This window comes from Prochlorococcus marinus XMU1412, assembly GCF_017696315.1.
Classification (GTDB): Bacteria; Cyanobacteriota; Cyanobacteriia; order PCC-6307; family Cyanobiaceae; genus Prochlorococcus_A; species Prochlorococcus_A marinus_AF.
Map to the genome: position 1 here is coordinate 38,968 of NZ_JAAORJ010000004.1, position 14,213 is coordinate 53,180.

General features: G+C 30.9%; 18 protein-coding genes and 1 pseudogene. 15 read left to right on the plus strand and 4 right to left on the minus strand.

From position 1 onward, the window contains the following. Positions 1 to 37: 37 nt before the first annotated feature. The 6 genes from HA152_RS06655 (at position 38) to HA152_RS06680 (ending at position 2,556) form a co-directional block, all read left to right on the plus strand. The gene (locus tag HA152_RS06655; RefSeq protein ID WP_158078499.1) at positions 38 to 178 is read left to right on the plus strand and encodes a hypothetical protein; all 141 of its coding nucleotides are present in this window, start codon (positions 38 to 40) and stop codon (positions 176 to 178) included. Between the two features lie 185 nt (positions 179 to 363). Next, positions 364 to 669, plus strand: a complete 306-nt coding sequence (locus tag HA152_RS06660) for a hypothetical protein (RefSeq protein WP_209134813.1) — start codon at positions 364 to 366, stop codon at positions 667 to 669. Positions 670 to 970: 301 nt separating this feature from the next. Then, positions 971 to 1,108, plus strand: coding sequence for a hypothetical protein (locus tag HA152_RS06665; RefSeq protein WP_187149042.1), 138 nt, complete (start codon positions 971 to 973; stop codon positions 1,106 to 1,108). A 114-nt stretch (positions 1,109 to 1,222) separates the two neighbouring features. After that, positions 1,223 to 1,513, plus strand: coding sequence for an inward rectifier potassium channel (locus tag HA152_RS06670; RefSeq protein WP_209134815.1), 291 nt, complete (start codon positions 1,223 to 1,225; stop codon positions 1,511 to 1,513). A 12-nt stretch (positions 1,514 to 1,525) separates the two neighbouring features. Further along, the gene (locus HA152_RS06675; RefSeq protein ID WP_209134817.1) at positions 1,526 to 1,822 is read left to right on the plus strand and encodes a heat-labile enterotoxin alpha chain; all 297 of its coding nucleotides are present in this window, start codon (positions 1,526 to 1,528) and stop codon (positions 1,820 to 1,822) included. After that, on the plus strand, positions 1,819 to 2,556 hold the full coding sequence (locus tag HA152_RS06680) for a type 1 glutamine amidotransferase (protein ID WP_209134819.1): 738 nt from the start codon (positions 1,819 to 1,821) through the stop codon (positions 2,554 to 2,556). Before HA152_RS06675 ends, HA152_RS06680 begins: the two co-directional genes overlap by 4 nt. A gap of 64 nt (positions 2,557 to 2,620) precedes the next feature. On the opposite strand, the gene HA152_RS06685 is transcribed toward HA152_RS06680, so the two are convergent. Then, entirely contained in the window at positions 2,621 to 2,749 is a 129-nt protein-coding gene (locus tag HA152_RS06685; protein WP_011863249.1) for a high light inducible protein, read from the minus strand. Positions 2,750 to 3,053: 304 nt separating this feature from the next. On the opposite strand from HA152_RS06685, the gene HA152_RS06690 reads away from it, so the two are divergent. From HA152_RS06690 to HA152_RS06705, 4 genes and pseudogenes are all read left to right on the plus strand, one after another. Next, positions 3,054 to 3,260, plus strand: coding sequence for a high light inducible protein (locus tag HA152_RS06690; RefSeq protein WP_011376777.1), 207 nt, complete (start codon positions 3,054 to 3,056; stop codon positions 3,258 to 3,260). Beyond that, the gene (locus HA152_RS06695) at positions 3,260 to 3,520 is read left to right on the plus strand and encodes a chlorophyll a/b-binding protein (RefSeq protein WP_209134821.1); all 261 of its coding nucleotides are present in this window, start codon (positions 3,260 to 3,262) and stop codon (positions 3,518 to 3,520) included. The genes HA152_RS06690 and HA152_RS06695 overlap by 1 nt, the downstream gene beginning before the upstream one ends. Before the next feature lie 53 nt (positions 3,521 to 3,573). Beyond that, positions 3,574 to 3,684: pseudogene (locus HA152_RS06700) on the plus strand (chlorophyll a/b-binding protein); the annotation flags it as partial. A gap of 1 nt (position 3,685) precedes the next feature. After that, the gene (locus tag HA152_RS06705; RefSeq protein WP_079334201.1) at positions 3,686 to 3,865 is read left to right on the plus strand and encodes a hypothetical protein; all 180 of its coding nucleotides are present in this window, start codon (positions 3,686 to 3,688) and stop codon (positions 3,863 to 3,865) included. Positions 3,866 to 4,652: 787 nt separating this feature from the next. On the opposite strand, the gene HA152_RS06710 is transcribed toward HA152_RS06705, so the two are convergent. Then, entirely contained in the window at positions 4,653 to 4,937 is a 285-nt protein-coding gene (locus HA152_RS06710; RefSeq protein WP_209134823.1) for a cytochrome B, read from the minus strand. A gap of 144 nt (positions 4,938 to 5,081) precedes the next feature. Between HA152_RS06710 and HA152_RS06715 the strand changes: the two genes are divergently transcribed. Then, positions 5,082 to 5,243 (plus strand): hypothetical protein, encoded by a 162-nt coding sequence (locus tag HA152_RS06715; protein ID WP_011818736.1) that lies wholly within the window; start codon positions 5,082 to 5,084, stop codon positions 5,241 to 5,243. 166 nt (positions 5,244 to 5,409) lie between these two features. Here HA152_RS06715 and ychF read toward each other — a convergent pair whose 3' ends face one another. After that, on the minus strand, positions 5,410 to 6,501 hold the full coding sequence (ychF, locus tag HA152_RS06720; RefSeq protein WP_209134832.1) for a redox-regulated ATPase YchF: 1,092 nt from the start codon (positions 6,499 to 6,501) through the stop codon (positions 5,410 to 5,412). 144 nt (positions 6,502 to 6,645) lie between these two features. On the opposite strand from ychF, the gene HA152_RS06725 reads away from it, so the two are divergent. The 4 genes from HA152_RS06725 (at position 6,646) to HA152_RS06740 (ending at position 13,440) form a co-directional block, all read left to right on the plus strand. Next, positions 6,646 to 7,707, plus strand: a complete 1,062-nt coding sequence (locus tag HA152_RS06725) for an efflux RND transporter periplasmic adaptor subunit (protein WP_209134834.1) — start codon at positions 6,646 to 6,648, stop codon at positions 7,705 to 7,707. After that, entirely contained in the window at positions 7,704 to 10,634 is a 2,931-nt protein-coding gene (polA, locus tag HA152_RS06730; RefSeq protein WP_209134837.1) for a DNA polymerase I, read from the plus strand. Before HA152_RS06725 ends, polA begins: the two co-directional genes overlap by 4 nt. Positions 10,635 to 10,658: 24 nt before the next feature. After that, positions 10,659 to 12,128, plus strand: a complete 1,470-nt coding sequence (gene cysS, locus HA152_RS06735; protein ID WP_209134839.1) for a cysteine--tRNA ligase — start codon at positions 10,659 to 10,661, stop codon at positions 12,126 to 12,128. Between the two features lie 82 nt (positions 12,129 to 12,210). Next, positions 12,211 to 13,440 carry a 1-deoxy-D-xylulose-5-phosphate reductoisomerase gene (locus tag HA152_RS06740; protein ID WP_209134842.1) on the plus strand — a complete coding sequence of 410 codons (1,230 nt, stop codon included), beginning with the start codon at positions 12,211 to 12,213 and terminating at the stop codon, positions 13,438 to 13,440. Between the two features lie 119 nt (positions 13,441 to 13,559). Here the strand turns inward: HA152_RS06740 and HA152_RS06745 are convergent, their stop codons facing one another. After that, on the minus strand, positions 13,560 to 14,204 hold the full coding sequence (locus tag HA152_RS06745; RefSeq protein WP_209134844.1) for a hypothetical protein: 645 nt from the start codon (positions 14,202 to 14,204) through the stop codon (positions 13,560 to 13,562). Positions 14,205 to 14,213 lie beyond the last annotated feature (9 nt).

Consider the following 14,213-nt stretch of genomic DNA (forward strand, 5'->3'; position numbering starts at 1 on the left):
AATTCGAGGGAAATTATCTTCAAATTTATATTCTTGGATGCGTTTAGCGATCTTACTTGGTTTTATTTTTGGGGTAACTCACGGAACTGTTGTTTCCGAAAGTTATTCTGCAAACAATTATGAAAATAATCAATTATTTTTTACTCAAAAAAATTCAAATATATTTTCATCACTTTAAAATTTAATTTCTTATTTTTTAATAAGTTTTTGTATTGCCATTAACATCTTGTAAATTAAATTATACTTATAGTTAAAATGTAGCGTAGACTACATAAACGTTCATCTCGTTTAACGAGCCGCATTAAGATTGAAGCCAAGGAACGGGGACTTCAGTCAAAAATGAAATTTAGTCACATAACTATTATGTCTAATAACGTATCTACCTCAGTAAGTAGTAACAATATTACTGCTGTATTTGCAGGTTTTCTTGGAGCATTTATTGTTGGTTCTCTTGGAGTCCAACTTGTAAGAACCCAAAAGCCTTCTTTTCAATCTCAACCATTAAAAGTTCAACCAGTTATCGCTCATCAATCAACTTTATGGGCAGCTTTAGGAGAACAAGATACTCTTATTGTTAAAAATAAAGTTTCTAATGCAAAAACTACAGGAGTTATCCCTGTTATAGGTTCTGAAGCAACTCTTTGGGCTCCTCTAGGTTTAGGTAATTAGTAAATTAGGTTTTTTAATAAACCGGAGGGGGTTTTTAACCCCCTTTTTTTTATTAATTGCATTAAAAAGATGATTGAAAATTTTCAATCCAATTCATGGATAACTATAAATTAAATCAGGGTTTGAAAACAATGTAATCGTAGATACCAACAGCTTTTTTATTAATTGATTATAAATTAAAAACACGAGTTAACCCGTTCCAATTTGTTGACTCTGAGGTTTAACCGTTGACTCCTTATCTACTTCTAGTTGTGACTCGCTAGTTTCAAGATTCAAAAACGGTATTCATATATCTTAAATTATGGAAAAAAAAATCGCAAAGAAATACGCCGATCTTATAGTTCAGGCTAATAATTCAACTGGCAGAAAAGAAGCTTTGTCATTGATTAAACAAGCAACAAAATTAAAAACCAAACTTGATCAATACGAAATGATGTAGTCTCTTAAAATCTAGAGGATATTCAAGATGAGGTAGACACTAGTTCCTTTTTTTTTTATCCTACTATAAAAAATACTAAGAGATTATTTAACTTCTCTGCTTTAATAAAATATCGTGGAATTAACTGAGCTAATTAGGGATTACGTTGCTACAGAATTATTATCAAGTATTGAAATTGATTTTCTTGAAGGAGAATTATGGGAAACAACTCAACATATTGCAGAAATAAATACAGTTATCAAAGCCCCAAAAAATATATGCAAGAAATTGGGACTAGATGAAAAATCTTGCTGGCAACTATGTTGTGCAGCCGTTCTTGACTCCTCAAGACCATTAAAAAATGGACAAAATAGAGTAGATGATTTTAAAAAATTAATTAATCGATATGAAATTAGCTATATATAAACTAAAGACTCAATGATACGTTTACTTATTGCATCAATTCTTTTTTTTACTCCACTAGGAGGTTTTGCTGATGAAAAGCAAAGAGAAATTGAGAATGAAGCTATAAATCTTGTTATTAAGAAATATGGAAAAGGCTTAGAAAATAGATTAAAAGGAACGGGAGTAACTCCCAGTTATCGAAGTTGGTATGAAAATGATTGTTTTGTAAGTATTGCAGCAGGTACATACCATGAAGATACTTGGTCGGCAATGAAGTGGTTTAGCGTTAATGTCTGTTCTGAATCAGCTGAAATAATGGAAAGTGAATGAAGGAAATAAAACGCCTATTAGTTTTGCAGCATTTAGAAATAGAGGGGCCTGGTCTTTTTGAACAATTTGCTAAAGAAAGAGATTTAAAAATAGAAATTATTCGTTTAGATAATAAAAATGCTCTGCCGCAAACAAAAAAAGGTGACTTAATTTTAATTATGGGTGGACCAATGGGAGTTAAAGATATTGGGAGCGAAAAATATCCATGGCTTAAGTTAGAAAGAGATTTTATAAAAAAAGAATTAGAAAATGAGAGACCTATAGTCGGTGTTTGCTTAGGTGCTCAGTTGCTTGCGAGTGCTGCTGGGGGAGATGTAGAAATTCTCAAATATGGATCACCTCCAAAAGCATTCCCAGAAATTGGATGGTCTCAAATTTTTATAGACAAATCGAATAAAGACTTTAAAGCACTGTTTGAAGACCCTTTTCATGTACTACATTGGCATGGAGATAGGATTTTATTACCTAATAAAGCAGTACTCATTGCTAGTAGTGCACGTTGTAAGGAACAGTTTTTTAGGATTGGTAATTTTGCTTACGGATTACAATTCCATATAGAGACGACGGGGGGAATGATAAATAACTGGATTAAAGAAGATAAAGAGTTTGTCCTTAAAGGATTAGGCTTAAATGGTCAGGAAATTTTAAAAGAAGAGAATAAAAAATATATTGATAAAACTTTTTCAAAAAGAAAGCTTCTAATAAGTAAATTATTTGAATTATTAGATAATTAAAAAGGGCATAATCCAGTAAAAAAGGGCTTGATAAAGCCCTGAAAAAATTTAAAAAGGATTTTTATTAGAAAATACCTGGAAGAATTTGACCAGTAAAATAGTAGGCTCCAACAAGAGCAAACATTCCAAGCATTGCTGCTTTACCATTAAGCTTTTCAGCTTTTTCGGTCATGATTTTTTTTGCGAATTCCATAATAAAGTGAAATAAATTATATCTAAAAACTAATTATTCAAATTTCAGAATGATGTAGTTTTTTCTACCAAATTGATATCTTTCTAAGAATTTAAAAATAAATACTTAAACAACAAATTGAACTCCTAATAGTTTTCGAGGCAATCTGTAAAGCGTAGCAAGCCTAAAAAACAACTATTTAAAAGCTTATATCGCATATATGTTACATTTATGTAGCAAATATCTTGAAAATAACTTAATTTAGGCTTAATGCTTTACATTTGTTAATAGTAGTGTTACATTAGTTAACAATTACACAACTTCAATGGCTAATTCAAACGTAACTACTGAATCAGGCGGCAGGCAGAACATGTTTCCAACTGAAACACGTCCTTACATAGATGAGTCTGTTTCATACGACAGCTACCCACAAAATGCAGAAAAAGTTAATGGTCGTTGGGCGATGATTGGCCTTGTTGCATTAGTTGGTGCTTACGTTTCAACTGGACAGATCATTCCTGGCATTTTTTAATGAGTCCACTTTCAGGTTTTTTAGCCGTAATTGTATTCTTTACGGCCACCCTTGTTGCTTACCTAACCAAGCAATTTCAAAACGAAAATTTAAACTATTCATCATCTAAACAAATGAAAAACACAAACACAAAAGTCAAAACAATCGAAAAAGAGAAAGTTGTTGCTGAAACTCTCAACGGAAGATTCGCAATGCTTGGACTAATTGCTGCTGTTGGAGCATATCTAACAACAGGTCAAATAATTCCTGGTTTCGTTTAAAAACCTACAATTTAACAATTCTACAAATCAGAAAAATGGAAAATTCAAAACCAACTTATTGGCAAAACGCCGAGAGAACTAATGGAAGAATGGCAATGATGGGCTTATTTGCATTAGTTGTAAATTATGGCTTATTCGGCTGGATAATCCCAGGAATTTTTTAAAATGAATTTAGGCTTACTTTTTCTTAAAGTAAATACTTTGGGAGTAATAACTCTTTCTGAACTTGATTGGATAACTAACCATCAATCTGAATTTTCAAGGCTAGATATGGCTTTAGTTATTAAAATCGGCCGTCTTATGGATTCTGGAGTGGTGGAAATTGATAATAGATTACCTATTTAATTTTTAAAAATTGATCGTCATGAGTGTTTGTCAATAGGGATACTGACAAGCACTTTTTTTATGAGAAAAAATATTTGTAAAAAAAGAGATTGTTTCTTAGCTAAAAACAATCTCTCAATTACCTAATTCTTACATGAGAATTTCAAGTAAGCTTTCAGATCTTAACTGATTTGTTTTTATAGTAAATCCGTAAAAATGCTTTTGTAATTTATCTTTTTAAACCACCTTTTTTTATCCAAAGGAACCATGTAACCCAAATAGGAGGAAGGAATCTGAATAAAAAAGAAATTTTGTATATATAAAATGGGGCATTTTCACTTTGAAATAAATTCATCAAAAAGGAAGATATAGTTACCCAAAGTAAAATTATTAACATATTTGCTCCCAACAAAGCGAACTTATTTTGTTTGAATATTTTTGGCATAGGGTAATTTTTTTATATTCTTAATTTTAAATAATCTCGGGAAATAAATTATACATTTTCAAAAAAACTTCAAATTTAAAATCCATATCCAAATAAAAAAAGTACTAAATTTCAATCCCTCTCCAAATAACAATCCAAAAGCGATAGGAGGAGAAAATATTAAAAAAAGAATAGAGAATAAACTAAATAAAGCAAATGATCCTCTTAGAAAAAAATTCTTTCTTTTTGTTCTTCTTAGATTTTTTAAAGTATTCCACTCCCATTCGATAAACCTATAGAACTTTTCCGATAATAAAAAAAAATACTTCATTGATATTATTAATTTCTATCGGCTTTTCTTATTTATAAAATTAATTTCATTTGTTAGCAATAAACCTTGTCCCCTTCTTCAGAAAGATAGTAAATTTTATTTTCTGTACTTACGAAGAAAGTTAATCCCTTATATTGTGATCTTTTAAATTTATCTAATCTAAGTTTGTGTAAATCCCAATTATCAGTACTTATGTCAGGATTAAATTCTTGTTCTTTAAAGAGAGGGATATAAGTTGGAATAATTTTTGTTTTTTGGGCTAACCCTCTATTTCTTTTTGAATAAAAAAATAATAATAATAAAAGTATAAAAAAAAGAATTAATAATATATTTATCATTGTCAATTTTTCTAATTTGAAAAAACTTTAATTTGGAGAATCAAGAACTTTTCACAATAAATTTCTTAGTAAGTAAAAAATCCTATTTTTATATTCTTGTATTTTTGAATACTTATCAAGGGTTTACCTAAATAAGATTATAAAATGAGTCGCATTTTCAACATGACTCAAAATTCCATGAATACTCCTTATGCAAAAAGAGTAGCCGAAAAATTTAGAGAGGCTCAAAACTATTTAAAAACTAATGGTTTTAGTAGATCAACTAAACATTTACTGGAAGATATTGAAAATTCTGTTGAAAAATAATGCCAATACCCCCTCACTTACCACAACTACAATATGGCTACGATGATGGCTTTACAACCATTGTTTTTGGGTTAATAGGAAGTTGCTTAGGATGTATTTTAATTTTATTAATTTCATTTTTTGAATTTAAATTCAAAAAGCAAAATAGTAAGCCTTAAGAGACTTTCTAAACATTAAATAAGAACTCCATTACATCACCTTCGTTAACAATATATTCCTTACCTTCACTTCTTAAAAGACCTTTAGTTTTTGCATTGGCAATTGAACCCGAATCAATTAAATTTTGATACGAAATAGTCTGAGCTCTTATAAATCCTTTTTCAAAATCAGTATGAATTACTCCTGCTGCCTGCGGCGCAGTCATCCCATCTTTTATAGTCCATGCTTTTGTCTCCTTTTCTCCAGTGGTGAAATAAGTTTTTAATCCCAATAATTTATATGTTGATCTAATTAAAGAACTTAATCCCCCTTCTTCTACTCCTAAACCAATAAGGTAGTCTTTTTTATCTTCTGGTTCTAACTCTATTAATTCAGATTCTACTTGCGCTGATATTTTTATACATTCTGCATTTTCATTGATTGCAAAACTCTGAACTTTTGATGAGAAATCATTACCTTCAGCTAAATCATTTTCATTCAAATTTGTCGCGTAAATAATTGGTTTAGAAGTAAGGAAGCCTAGTTGCTTAATTATTAAATTTTCTTCTTCACTCAAAGATATTGATCTAACTGAAAGTCCTTTCTGTAGCTCTTCTTCAATTTTTTCTAGTAAATCATCTTCTTTTGCTGCCTCTTTACTAGTTCTAACCTGTTTTTTAATTCTTTCTCTTCTTTTTTGGAGTTGGGATAAATCAGCTAAATTCAATTCCAGATTAATTATCTCAATGTCGTCCAAGGGATCTACTTTACCGGATACATGAATTACATCACTATCTTCAAAGCACCTCACAACATGAACTATTGCATCAACCTCCCTAATATTAGATAAAAATTTATTTCCCAAACCCTCACCTTTACTGGCTCCTTTTACTAGTCCTGCGATATCTACAAATTCAATTTTTGTTGGGATAATATTTTGGCTAGAACTTAAATCACCTAACTCCTGTAACCTTTGATCTGGGACTGAAACTATACCTTTATTAGGTTCTATCGTACAAAAGGGGAAATTAGCTGCTTGAGCTTTAGCATTTTCTACAAGTGCATTAAATAAAGTTGATTTTCCAACATTTGGTAATCCAATAATACCGGCTTTTAACATTTGAAAAAATTTATGGAAAAATTATTCAGAAAACATCTTCTAGTAATATAGTATTTACTTAACCAATCTTGGATAAGTTAATTATAATCGACTTGATTATTTATTTAGTTCCCAAATATTCTCAATTACTGTTTTTCAAAAGAAATGCTTGATTTAATAAAAAAAAATATAAATCTAAGAAGTGGAATTATATTACTTTCTTTAACTATATTTTTTGTTTTCATAACCAATTCCTTCAAGAAAAATAAATCAAAAGACATTTCTGATTTTGTAGTTCAAGTTAAAAAAGGAATCCTCTCAGATTCAATTAATACAAGTGGTGAAGTAAAAGCAATCAGGACAAGCAATATTGGACCTCGGAAGCAAGGTGTAATAAAAGAAATCAAAGTAGATGAGGGCGATCTTGTAAAAAAAGATCAGGTTTTAGCTTCACTTGATGATGAAGACTTTATCTATAAAATTGAAGAACTTGAATTAAATGTAGAAAAACAAAAATCTGAATTTTTAAGAAGAGAATATTTATATCAAGAAGGTGCGGTAAGCAAAGAAGATTACGAAAGTTATAAAAATAACTACAACATTAGTAGCGCCAAACTTAATGATGCAAAAGCTGAAAAAAGTTTCTATCTAATTAAAGCTCCTTATGGAGGAAAGATTACTGCAAAATATGCGGAGATAGGATCTTATGTCACACCAAGTACAAACTTAAGTTCAGACCCTAAAACCAAAAACTTTATTTTTGAACTATCAGAGGGTCTTGAAATTGTTGCCAAAGTTCCTGAGAGTGACATTGGCAGAATAAAAATAGGTCAAGAAGCCTCAGTAAGAATTGAAGCTTATCCCTCAAAAAAATATAGTGCCATAGTTAAAAAAATAGCTACAAGAGCTGTTAAAGATAATAATGTAACCTCATTCGAAGTAACTTTAAATTTTAAAGATATTTTTGAAGAAATTAAAATTGGAATGACTGCAGATCTTGAATTTAGAGTCGAAGGTATTGAAGAAAAAATCCTAGTGCCAACAGTTTCTATTGTCACAGAAAAAGGTGAAAAAGGAATTTTGAAAGTTGATAAAAACAATTCTCCCAAATTTGAAAAAATCGAAATTGGTATTAGTAGTGGGAATAAAACTTCAGTCATTGATGGATTAGAACCTGGAGAGCAAATCTTTATTGATATTCCACCTTGGGCTAAGAAGAGAAAATGAGTTTAAAATCTGAAAACTCTAAAAAACCAATTTTACTTTTAGTCGATGGTCACTCACTTGCTTTTAGAAGCTTCTATGCATTTAGCAAAGGGATTGATGGAGGTTTAACCACTAAAGAGGGATTCCCAACAAGTGTTACTTATGGATTTCTAAAAAGTCTTCTGGATAATTGCAAAAATATTAGTCCTGAGGGTGTTTGTATTACTTTTGATACCGAAAAACCAACTTTCCGACATGAATTAGATCCAAATTACAAGGCCAATAGAGATGTAGCACCAGATGTTTTTTTTCAGGATATTGAACAACTAGAAATCATTTTAGAAGAAAGCCTTAATTTACCAATTTTTAAATCTCCAGGATACGAAGCAGATGATCTCTTAGGCACAATTGCAAATGATGCTTCTTCTAAAGGATGGTGCGTGAATATTCTTTCTGGGGATAGGGACTTATTTCAATTAGTAGATGATCAAAAAGATATTTATGTTCTTTATATGGGTGGTGGTCCATATGCAAAAAGTGGTAATCCAATTCTTATAAATGAAAATGGAGTAAAAGAAAAATTAGGTGTAGCGCCAGAAAGAGTAGTTGATCTTAAAGCTCTAACTGGTGATAGTTCTGATAATATTCCTGGTATTAAAGGGGTAGGTCCAAAAACTGCAATTAATCTACTAAAAGAAAACGATACCCTTGATGGGATTTATCAGGCTTTGGGCAAGATTCAGCAGAATAATGATAAAAAATATAAGGGATTCATAAAAGGTTCGGTTATTGAAAAGCTCAGAAACGATAAGCATAATGCTTTTCTTTCAAGGGATTTAGCAAAAATAAATACTGAAGTGCCTTTGATATTAAGTGATGGTTATGAATTAAAAAATATAAATCAAGAACTACTTTCAAAGTCACTGCAAAAACTTGAATTATCAACACTACTCCGGCAAATTGATATTTTCAATTCAACTTTCAGCAAAGGTGGTTTTGACAAGAATAATATGGCTAAAAATGAGGAGAAAGATCCAAAGGTCTCTAGTAAAAGTGAATTAGAAAATAGTGAAAATAAAATCCCTAAAATCAAAGTAACTGTTGTAAATGATTTTAAGTTACTTGATAAATTAATTCAAAGATTAGAAAAGACCAATGAGATAGTTTCTTTAGATACAGAGACTAATAGTTTAAATCCAATCGATGCGGAACTGGTTGGGATAGGGCTATGTCTTGGAGAAGAAACTGATGATTTATTTTATATCCCCCTTGGTCATCAAACAAAAAAAGAGACCCCAAATCAATTATCGATTGAAGATGTTTTCTCAAAACTAAGAACTTGGATAGAAGATCCAAAAAAAGAAAAGGCACTTCAAAATTCTAAATTTGACAGGCAAATATTTTTTAATCATGGACTTGATCTTAAAGGGGTAACCTTTGACACCTTGTTAGCAGACTATCTTCTAAATAATCAGGAGAAGCATGGTTTAAGTGAAATTAGTTTTAGATTATTTGAATTTAAACCTCCTTCATTTAAGGAAACAGTTGGAAAAAATAAAGACTTTTCATTTGTTGATATTGATGAAGCTAGTATTTACTGCGGTTACGATGTATTTCTAACTTTTAAGATTGTCAAAATTTTTAAAGAAAGATTTTCAAAGGAAAAAGATGAATTAATCAAATTATTCGAAGAAATCGAGCTGCCCTTAGAGCCGGTATTGTCTCAAATGGAAATGAATGGAATAACCATTGACATACCTTATTTAGATAAACTCTCAAAAGAACTAAAAAGTACTTTAGAAGATATTGAAAGTAAAGTTTATGAATTAGCAGAGGAGACTTTTAATCTATCTTCACCAAAACAACTAGGTGAGATCTTGTTTGAAAAATTAAATTTGGATAAGAAAAAATCACGGAAAACAAAAACAGGATGGAGTACAGATGCAGTAGTTCTTGAAAGATTAGTCGACGAACATGAAATAATTCAACATTTAATAAAACACAGAACTTTTAGCAAATTACTTAGCACCTATATTGATGCTCTTCCAAATCTTATAAACGAAAAGACAGGAAGAGTTCATACAAACTTTAATCAAGCTGCTACAGCAACTGGGAGACTAAGTAGTAGCAATCCTAATCTTCAAAATATCCCGGTTAGGACTGAATTCAGCAGGAGAATCAGAAAAGCATTCTTGCCTGAAAAAAATTGGAAACTTTTATCAGCTGATTATTCTCAGATCGAATTAAGAATACTTGCTCACTTAGCGGATGAAGAAATACTAATTAATGCGTTTCATAAAAATGATGACATTCATTCTTTGACTGCAAGATTAATTTTCGAGAAAGAAGAAATATCATCCGAAGAAAGGAGAGTTGGGAAAACAATAAATTTCGGAGTTATCTATGGTATGGGTATAAAAAAGTTTGCCCGTTCAACAGGAGTGAGTACTCCAGAGGCAAAAGAATTCCTAATAAAATACAAAGAAAGATATTCAAAAATTTTCAAATTTCTTGAACTCCAAGAAAGGCTAGCCTTATCAAAAGGTTATGTAAAAACAATTTTTGGTCGAAAAAGAGAATTTAAGTTTGATAAAAATGGACTTGGAAGATTAATAGGGAAAGATCCTTACGAAATTGACCTGCAATCTGCAAGAAGGGCTGGCATGGAAGCACAGTCATTAAGAGCCGCAGCTAATGCACCAATTCAGGGTTCAAGTGCAGACATTATTAAAATTGCAATGGTTCAACTAAATAAGAAATTCATAGAAATGAATGTTCCCGCAAAAATGCTTTTGCAAGTACATGATGAATTATTGTTTGAAGTTGAACCAGATTCTTTGGAAATTACGACGAAATTAGTAAAGAAGACTATGGAAGATTGTGTAAAATTAAATGTGCCTCTTTTAGTTGATATTGGTATTGGAGACAATTGGATGGAGACAAAATAAACCTTATGAAATACTAAATTTAAAATGATCAAACTTTTTAATACTTTAAGCAAAAGAGTTGAGGTTTTTGAGCCTATTGATGATGTAGTAAAAATTTATTGTTGTGGTGTAACTGTTTATGATTTATGCCATCTTGGTCATGCCAGAAGTTATATAGCTTGGGATGTATTGAGAAGATTTTTAATTTACAGTGATTTCAAAGTGAAGTATGTTCAAAATTTTACAGATATTGACGACAAGATCTTAAAAAGAGCTAAAGAAGAAAGCAGTTCAATGAAGGAAGTATCTGAAAAAAATATTATTGAATTTCATAAAGATATGGATTCTTTAGGAATAATGCGTCCGGATAGTATGCCAAGAGCAACGAATCATATATGCAATATCTGCTCCTTTATAACCATCCTTGAGGACAAAGGTTATGCATACTCTAGGGATGGAGATGTTTATTATTCTGTTTTTAAAAATAAAAATTATGGAAAGCTAAGTAATCAAAATATACAAGAACAAAATATCAATCAGCAAGGAAGAATGGCTAATGATGAAAATAGTAAAAAACTTAATCCGCAAGATTTTGCACTATGGAAAAAAGCCAAAGATGATGAGCCATTTTTTGATTCGCCATGGGGTAAAGGTAGGCCAGGATGGCATATTGAATGTTCGGCGATGGTTAAAGATGAATTAGGAGATACTATTGATATCCATTTAGGTGGTTCTGATTTGATTTTTCCACACCATGAGAATGAAATCGCCCAATCAGAAGCAGCCAATGGTAAAAAGCTAGCGAACTATTGGTTACACAATGGGATGGTCAATGTAAATGGACAAAAGATGAGTAAATCCCTTAAAAATTTTAAAACTATCAGAGAGCTAATTAAGTCAGGTATAAGCCCTATGACCTTGCGATATTTTGTTATGACTGTGAATTATAGAAAACCACTTGATTTTACTGAAGAAGCTTTAAGGAGTGCATCAGAAGCTTGGAAAAACATTAATGTAGCCCTTTCTTTTATGGACCTTACAAAAGACGCTTTTAGATCTATTGATAAAAATGAATATATCGAAGAAGAATATAAAGAGAAAATAAGCTTTGAATTATCTCAAAAAAAGCTTAAATTTACTGAGGCTCTAGGAAATGACCTTAATACAGCAGGTGCTATTGCAATTATTTACGATTTAGCAAAACCATTAAAAAACTTTTTAAACCAATTTCAAAGGGTCGAAGGGTTTAAAATAGACCAAAATGAGAAATTCTTTCTATTTGAGAATTTTAAAACTCTTGAAAAGTTGACTGAGGTACTTGGTCTTAAAAAAGAGGTTTTAGTAAAAGAAAGTAAAATAACAGAAGAAGAGATCTCAACCCTTATCAATGAAAGATTGAAAGCAAAAAAAGAAAAGAATTATACAAAGGCTGATGAAATAAGGAATTTGTTAAACGAAAAAGGTATTGAACTTATTGATCAATCAAAGGAAATAACAACATGGATAAGGATCTAAATTTTAAGAAAAAAACCAATTTGAAATTTTTGTTTTTTAAATACACCTTTAAATGGGAAGATATTAGAAATATCAGATAAAATTGAAATACATTACCGTGCTCGGTTCTACTGGTTCAATTGGGACTCAAACTCTCGAAATAGCTAGTGAGCAGCCTGATAAGTTTAAAGCCGTAGCTCTTTCCGCAGGAAGAAATATTAATTTATTAACAGAACAAGTTAAAACACATAAACCAGAAGTAGTTGCGATTGAGGATGAAAATCTTATAGAAGATTTAAAAGATAATATTAATAACTTAGATTTGGATAGTGCTCCCTTGGTTTTGAGTGGAAAGGAGGGGATTAACGCAGTTGCAGCATGGGATAAGGCAGATACTGTGGTTACAGGGATAGTAGGATGTGCAGGCTTAATTCCAACAATGTCAGCAATTAATGCGGGGAAAAATATCGCACTTGCTAACAAAGAAACTTTAATTGCGGCAGGGCCAATTGTTATTCCTGCATTAAAGAAAAATAATAGTAGGCTTTTACCTGCTGATTCAGAACACTCTGCCATCTTTCAATGTTTACAAGGATTACCCAATTATGAAAATGCAGATTTTTCAACAGGAGAGATACCTAAAGGTTTAAAAGCCATACATTTAACAGCTTCTGGTGGTGCTTTCAGAGATTGGGCTGTTGAGGATTTAAAGCATGTCACAGTGGAAGATGCAACTTCACATCCTAATTGGGATATGGGAAAAAAAATAACTGTAGATTCTGCAACTCTTATGAATAAAGGATTAGAAGTTATAGAAGCTCATTATTTATTTGGAACCTCTTACGAAAATATCGAAATAGTTATCCACCCTCAAAGCATTATTCATTCAATGATTGAGATGGAAGATTCTTCAGTATTAGCTCAATTAGGTTGGCCAGATATGAAACTACCCATTTTATATGCGATGAGTTGGCCTGAACGATTTAAAACAAATTGGAAAAGATTAAACCTAAGTGAAATTGGAAAATTAACTTTTAAAGAGCCAGACGAGTTTAAATATCCATGCATGGGACTTGCCTATGCAGCAGGAAAATCTTCTGGGACTATGCCTGCAGTCTTAAATGCTGCTAATGAAATGTCTGTTGAACAATTCCTTAAAGAAAAAATTTCTTTTCAAGAAATTCCAACATTTATAAGTAAAGCTTGTGAATCACATATGGAGAATTTGAATTTGAGTCCCGAATTGGAGGATATTCTTGAAGTAGACAATTGGGCCAGACTTTTTGTTGAGCAAGAAATTAAAAAAGGGAAAAAATACGTAAGTATTGGATAAAAGTGAATATTAAAAAGCATCTGTTTAAATGAACAGATATTTAACCGAGTAGCTACTCCCTGAGAGAACAAAATTTTAATGTTATACCCAAGTTGAATTGACTAAACTTTGCAATTTTATTAAAGGCTAAAAACAAGGTATTCAATATAATTTTTAATTGTATTAACCTCCACATTAGTTTTTATAGATTCATATCTAAAAGTTTTTGACTTAAATCTTCTACCATCTCCTAACTGTTTAGTATCTATAAGTTTTGGTTTTCCAAAACATTTTTTCCATACTTTTTTATTGTAAGGAACTGGGTCTTTTGGAAATGAAGGCCATTGATCAGATTCAGATTTCTCCATCGCATAATCTGAAAATTCATTAATAAAAAATAGTTGCCTATTTATATCATTCTTTAAATCAGGACATTTTCCTGTTTTTACAAAATTCAAAGCTTCTTCAAGAAGTTCTTTCTTTAATGCTTTCTCTTCAGCTACGGCTAATTCATCTGTTATTCTTGCAGTTTTTTCTACTTCAGTCTCTGTTGGTATTAAAAATATAGGAGCAATACTTAATGGAGCTCCAACAATTCCAATTAATGCCCATCTCAAAAACTTATTTGGTAATTTGCCATCTTTCTCTTTAAGTTTTTTGTTTAAAACATATAAAACTAACGGAGATGTAATCCATCCAAGAGGAAGACCTAGCGTCCCAAATAAAAATGCTATTAAATAACCTCTCTTTTTTTCTGATAAAGGCTTCTTTTTATTTTCTTCCATAAATAAAGA

What these genes read in the sequence shown, in the direction of transcription:
- HA152_RS06655 (WP_158078499.1), top strand. Translation starts at nt 38, where the DNA reads ATGCGTTTAGCGATCTTACTTGGTTTTATTTTTGGGGTAACTCACGGA.
- HA152_RS06660 (WP_209134813.1), top strand. Translation starts at nt 364, where the DNA reads ATGTCTAATAACGTATCTACCTCAGTAAGTAGTAACAATATTACTGCT.
- HA152_RS06665 (WP_187149042.1), top strand. Translation starts at nt 971, where the DNA reads ATGGAAAAAAAAATCGCAAAGAAATACGCCGATCTTATAGTTCAGGCT.
- HA152_RS06675 (WP_209134817.1), top strand. Translation starts at nt 1,526, where the DNA reads ATGATACGTTTACTTATTGCATCAATTCTTTTTTTTACTCCACTAGGA.
- HA152_RS06680 (WP_209134819.1), top strand. Translation starts at nt 1,819, where the DNA reads ATGAAGGAAATAAAACGCCTATTAGTTTTGCAGCATTTAGAAATAGAG.
- HA152_RS06685 (WP_011863249.1), bottom strand. Translation starts at nt 2,749, where the DNA reads ATGGAATTCGCAAAAAAAATCATGACCGAAAAAGCTGAAAAGCTTAAT.
- HA152_RS06690 (WP_011376777.1), top strand. Translation starts at nt 3,054, where the DNA reads ATGGCTAATTCAAACGTAACTACTGAATCAGGCGGCAGGCAGAACATG.
- HA152_RS06695 (WP_209134821.1), top strand. Translation starts at nt 3,260, where the DNA reads ATGAGTCCACTTTCAGGTTTTTTAGCCGTAATTGTATTCTTTACGGCC.
- HA152_RS06705 (WP_079334201.1), top strand. Translation starts at nt 3,686, where the DNA reads ATGAATTTAGGCTTACTTTTTCTTAAAGTAAATACTTTGGGAGTAATA.
- HA152_RS06710 (WP_209134823.1), bottom strand. Translation starts at nt 4,937, where the DNA reads ATGATAAATATATTATTAATTCTTTTTTTTATACTTTTATTATTATTA.
- HA152_RS06715 (WP_011818736.1), top strand. Translation starts at nt 5,082, where the DNA reads ATGAGTCGCATTTTCAACATGACTCAAAATTCCATGAATACTCCTTAT.
- ychF (WP_209134832.1), bottom strand. Translation starts at nt 6,501, where the DNA reads ATGTTAAAAGCCGGTATTATTGGATTACCAAATGTTGGAAAATCAACT.
- HA152_RS06725 (WP_209134834.1), top strand. Translation starts at nt 6,646, where the DNA reads ATGCTTGATTTAATAAAAAAAAATATAAATCTAAGAAGTGGAATTATA.
- polA (WP_209134837.1), top strand. Translation starts at nt 7,704, where the DNA reads ATGAGTTTAAAATCTGAAAACTCTAAAAAACCAATTTTACTTTTAGTC.
- cysS (WP_209134839.1), top strand. Translation starts at nt 10,659, where the DNA reads ATGATCAAACTTTTTAATACTTTAAGCAAAAGAGTTGAGGTTTTTGAG.
- HA152_RS06745 (WP_209134844.1), bottom strand. Translation starts at nt 14,204, where the DNA reads ATGGAAGAAAATAAAAAGAAGCCTTTATCAGAAAAAAAGAGAGGTTAT.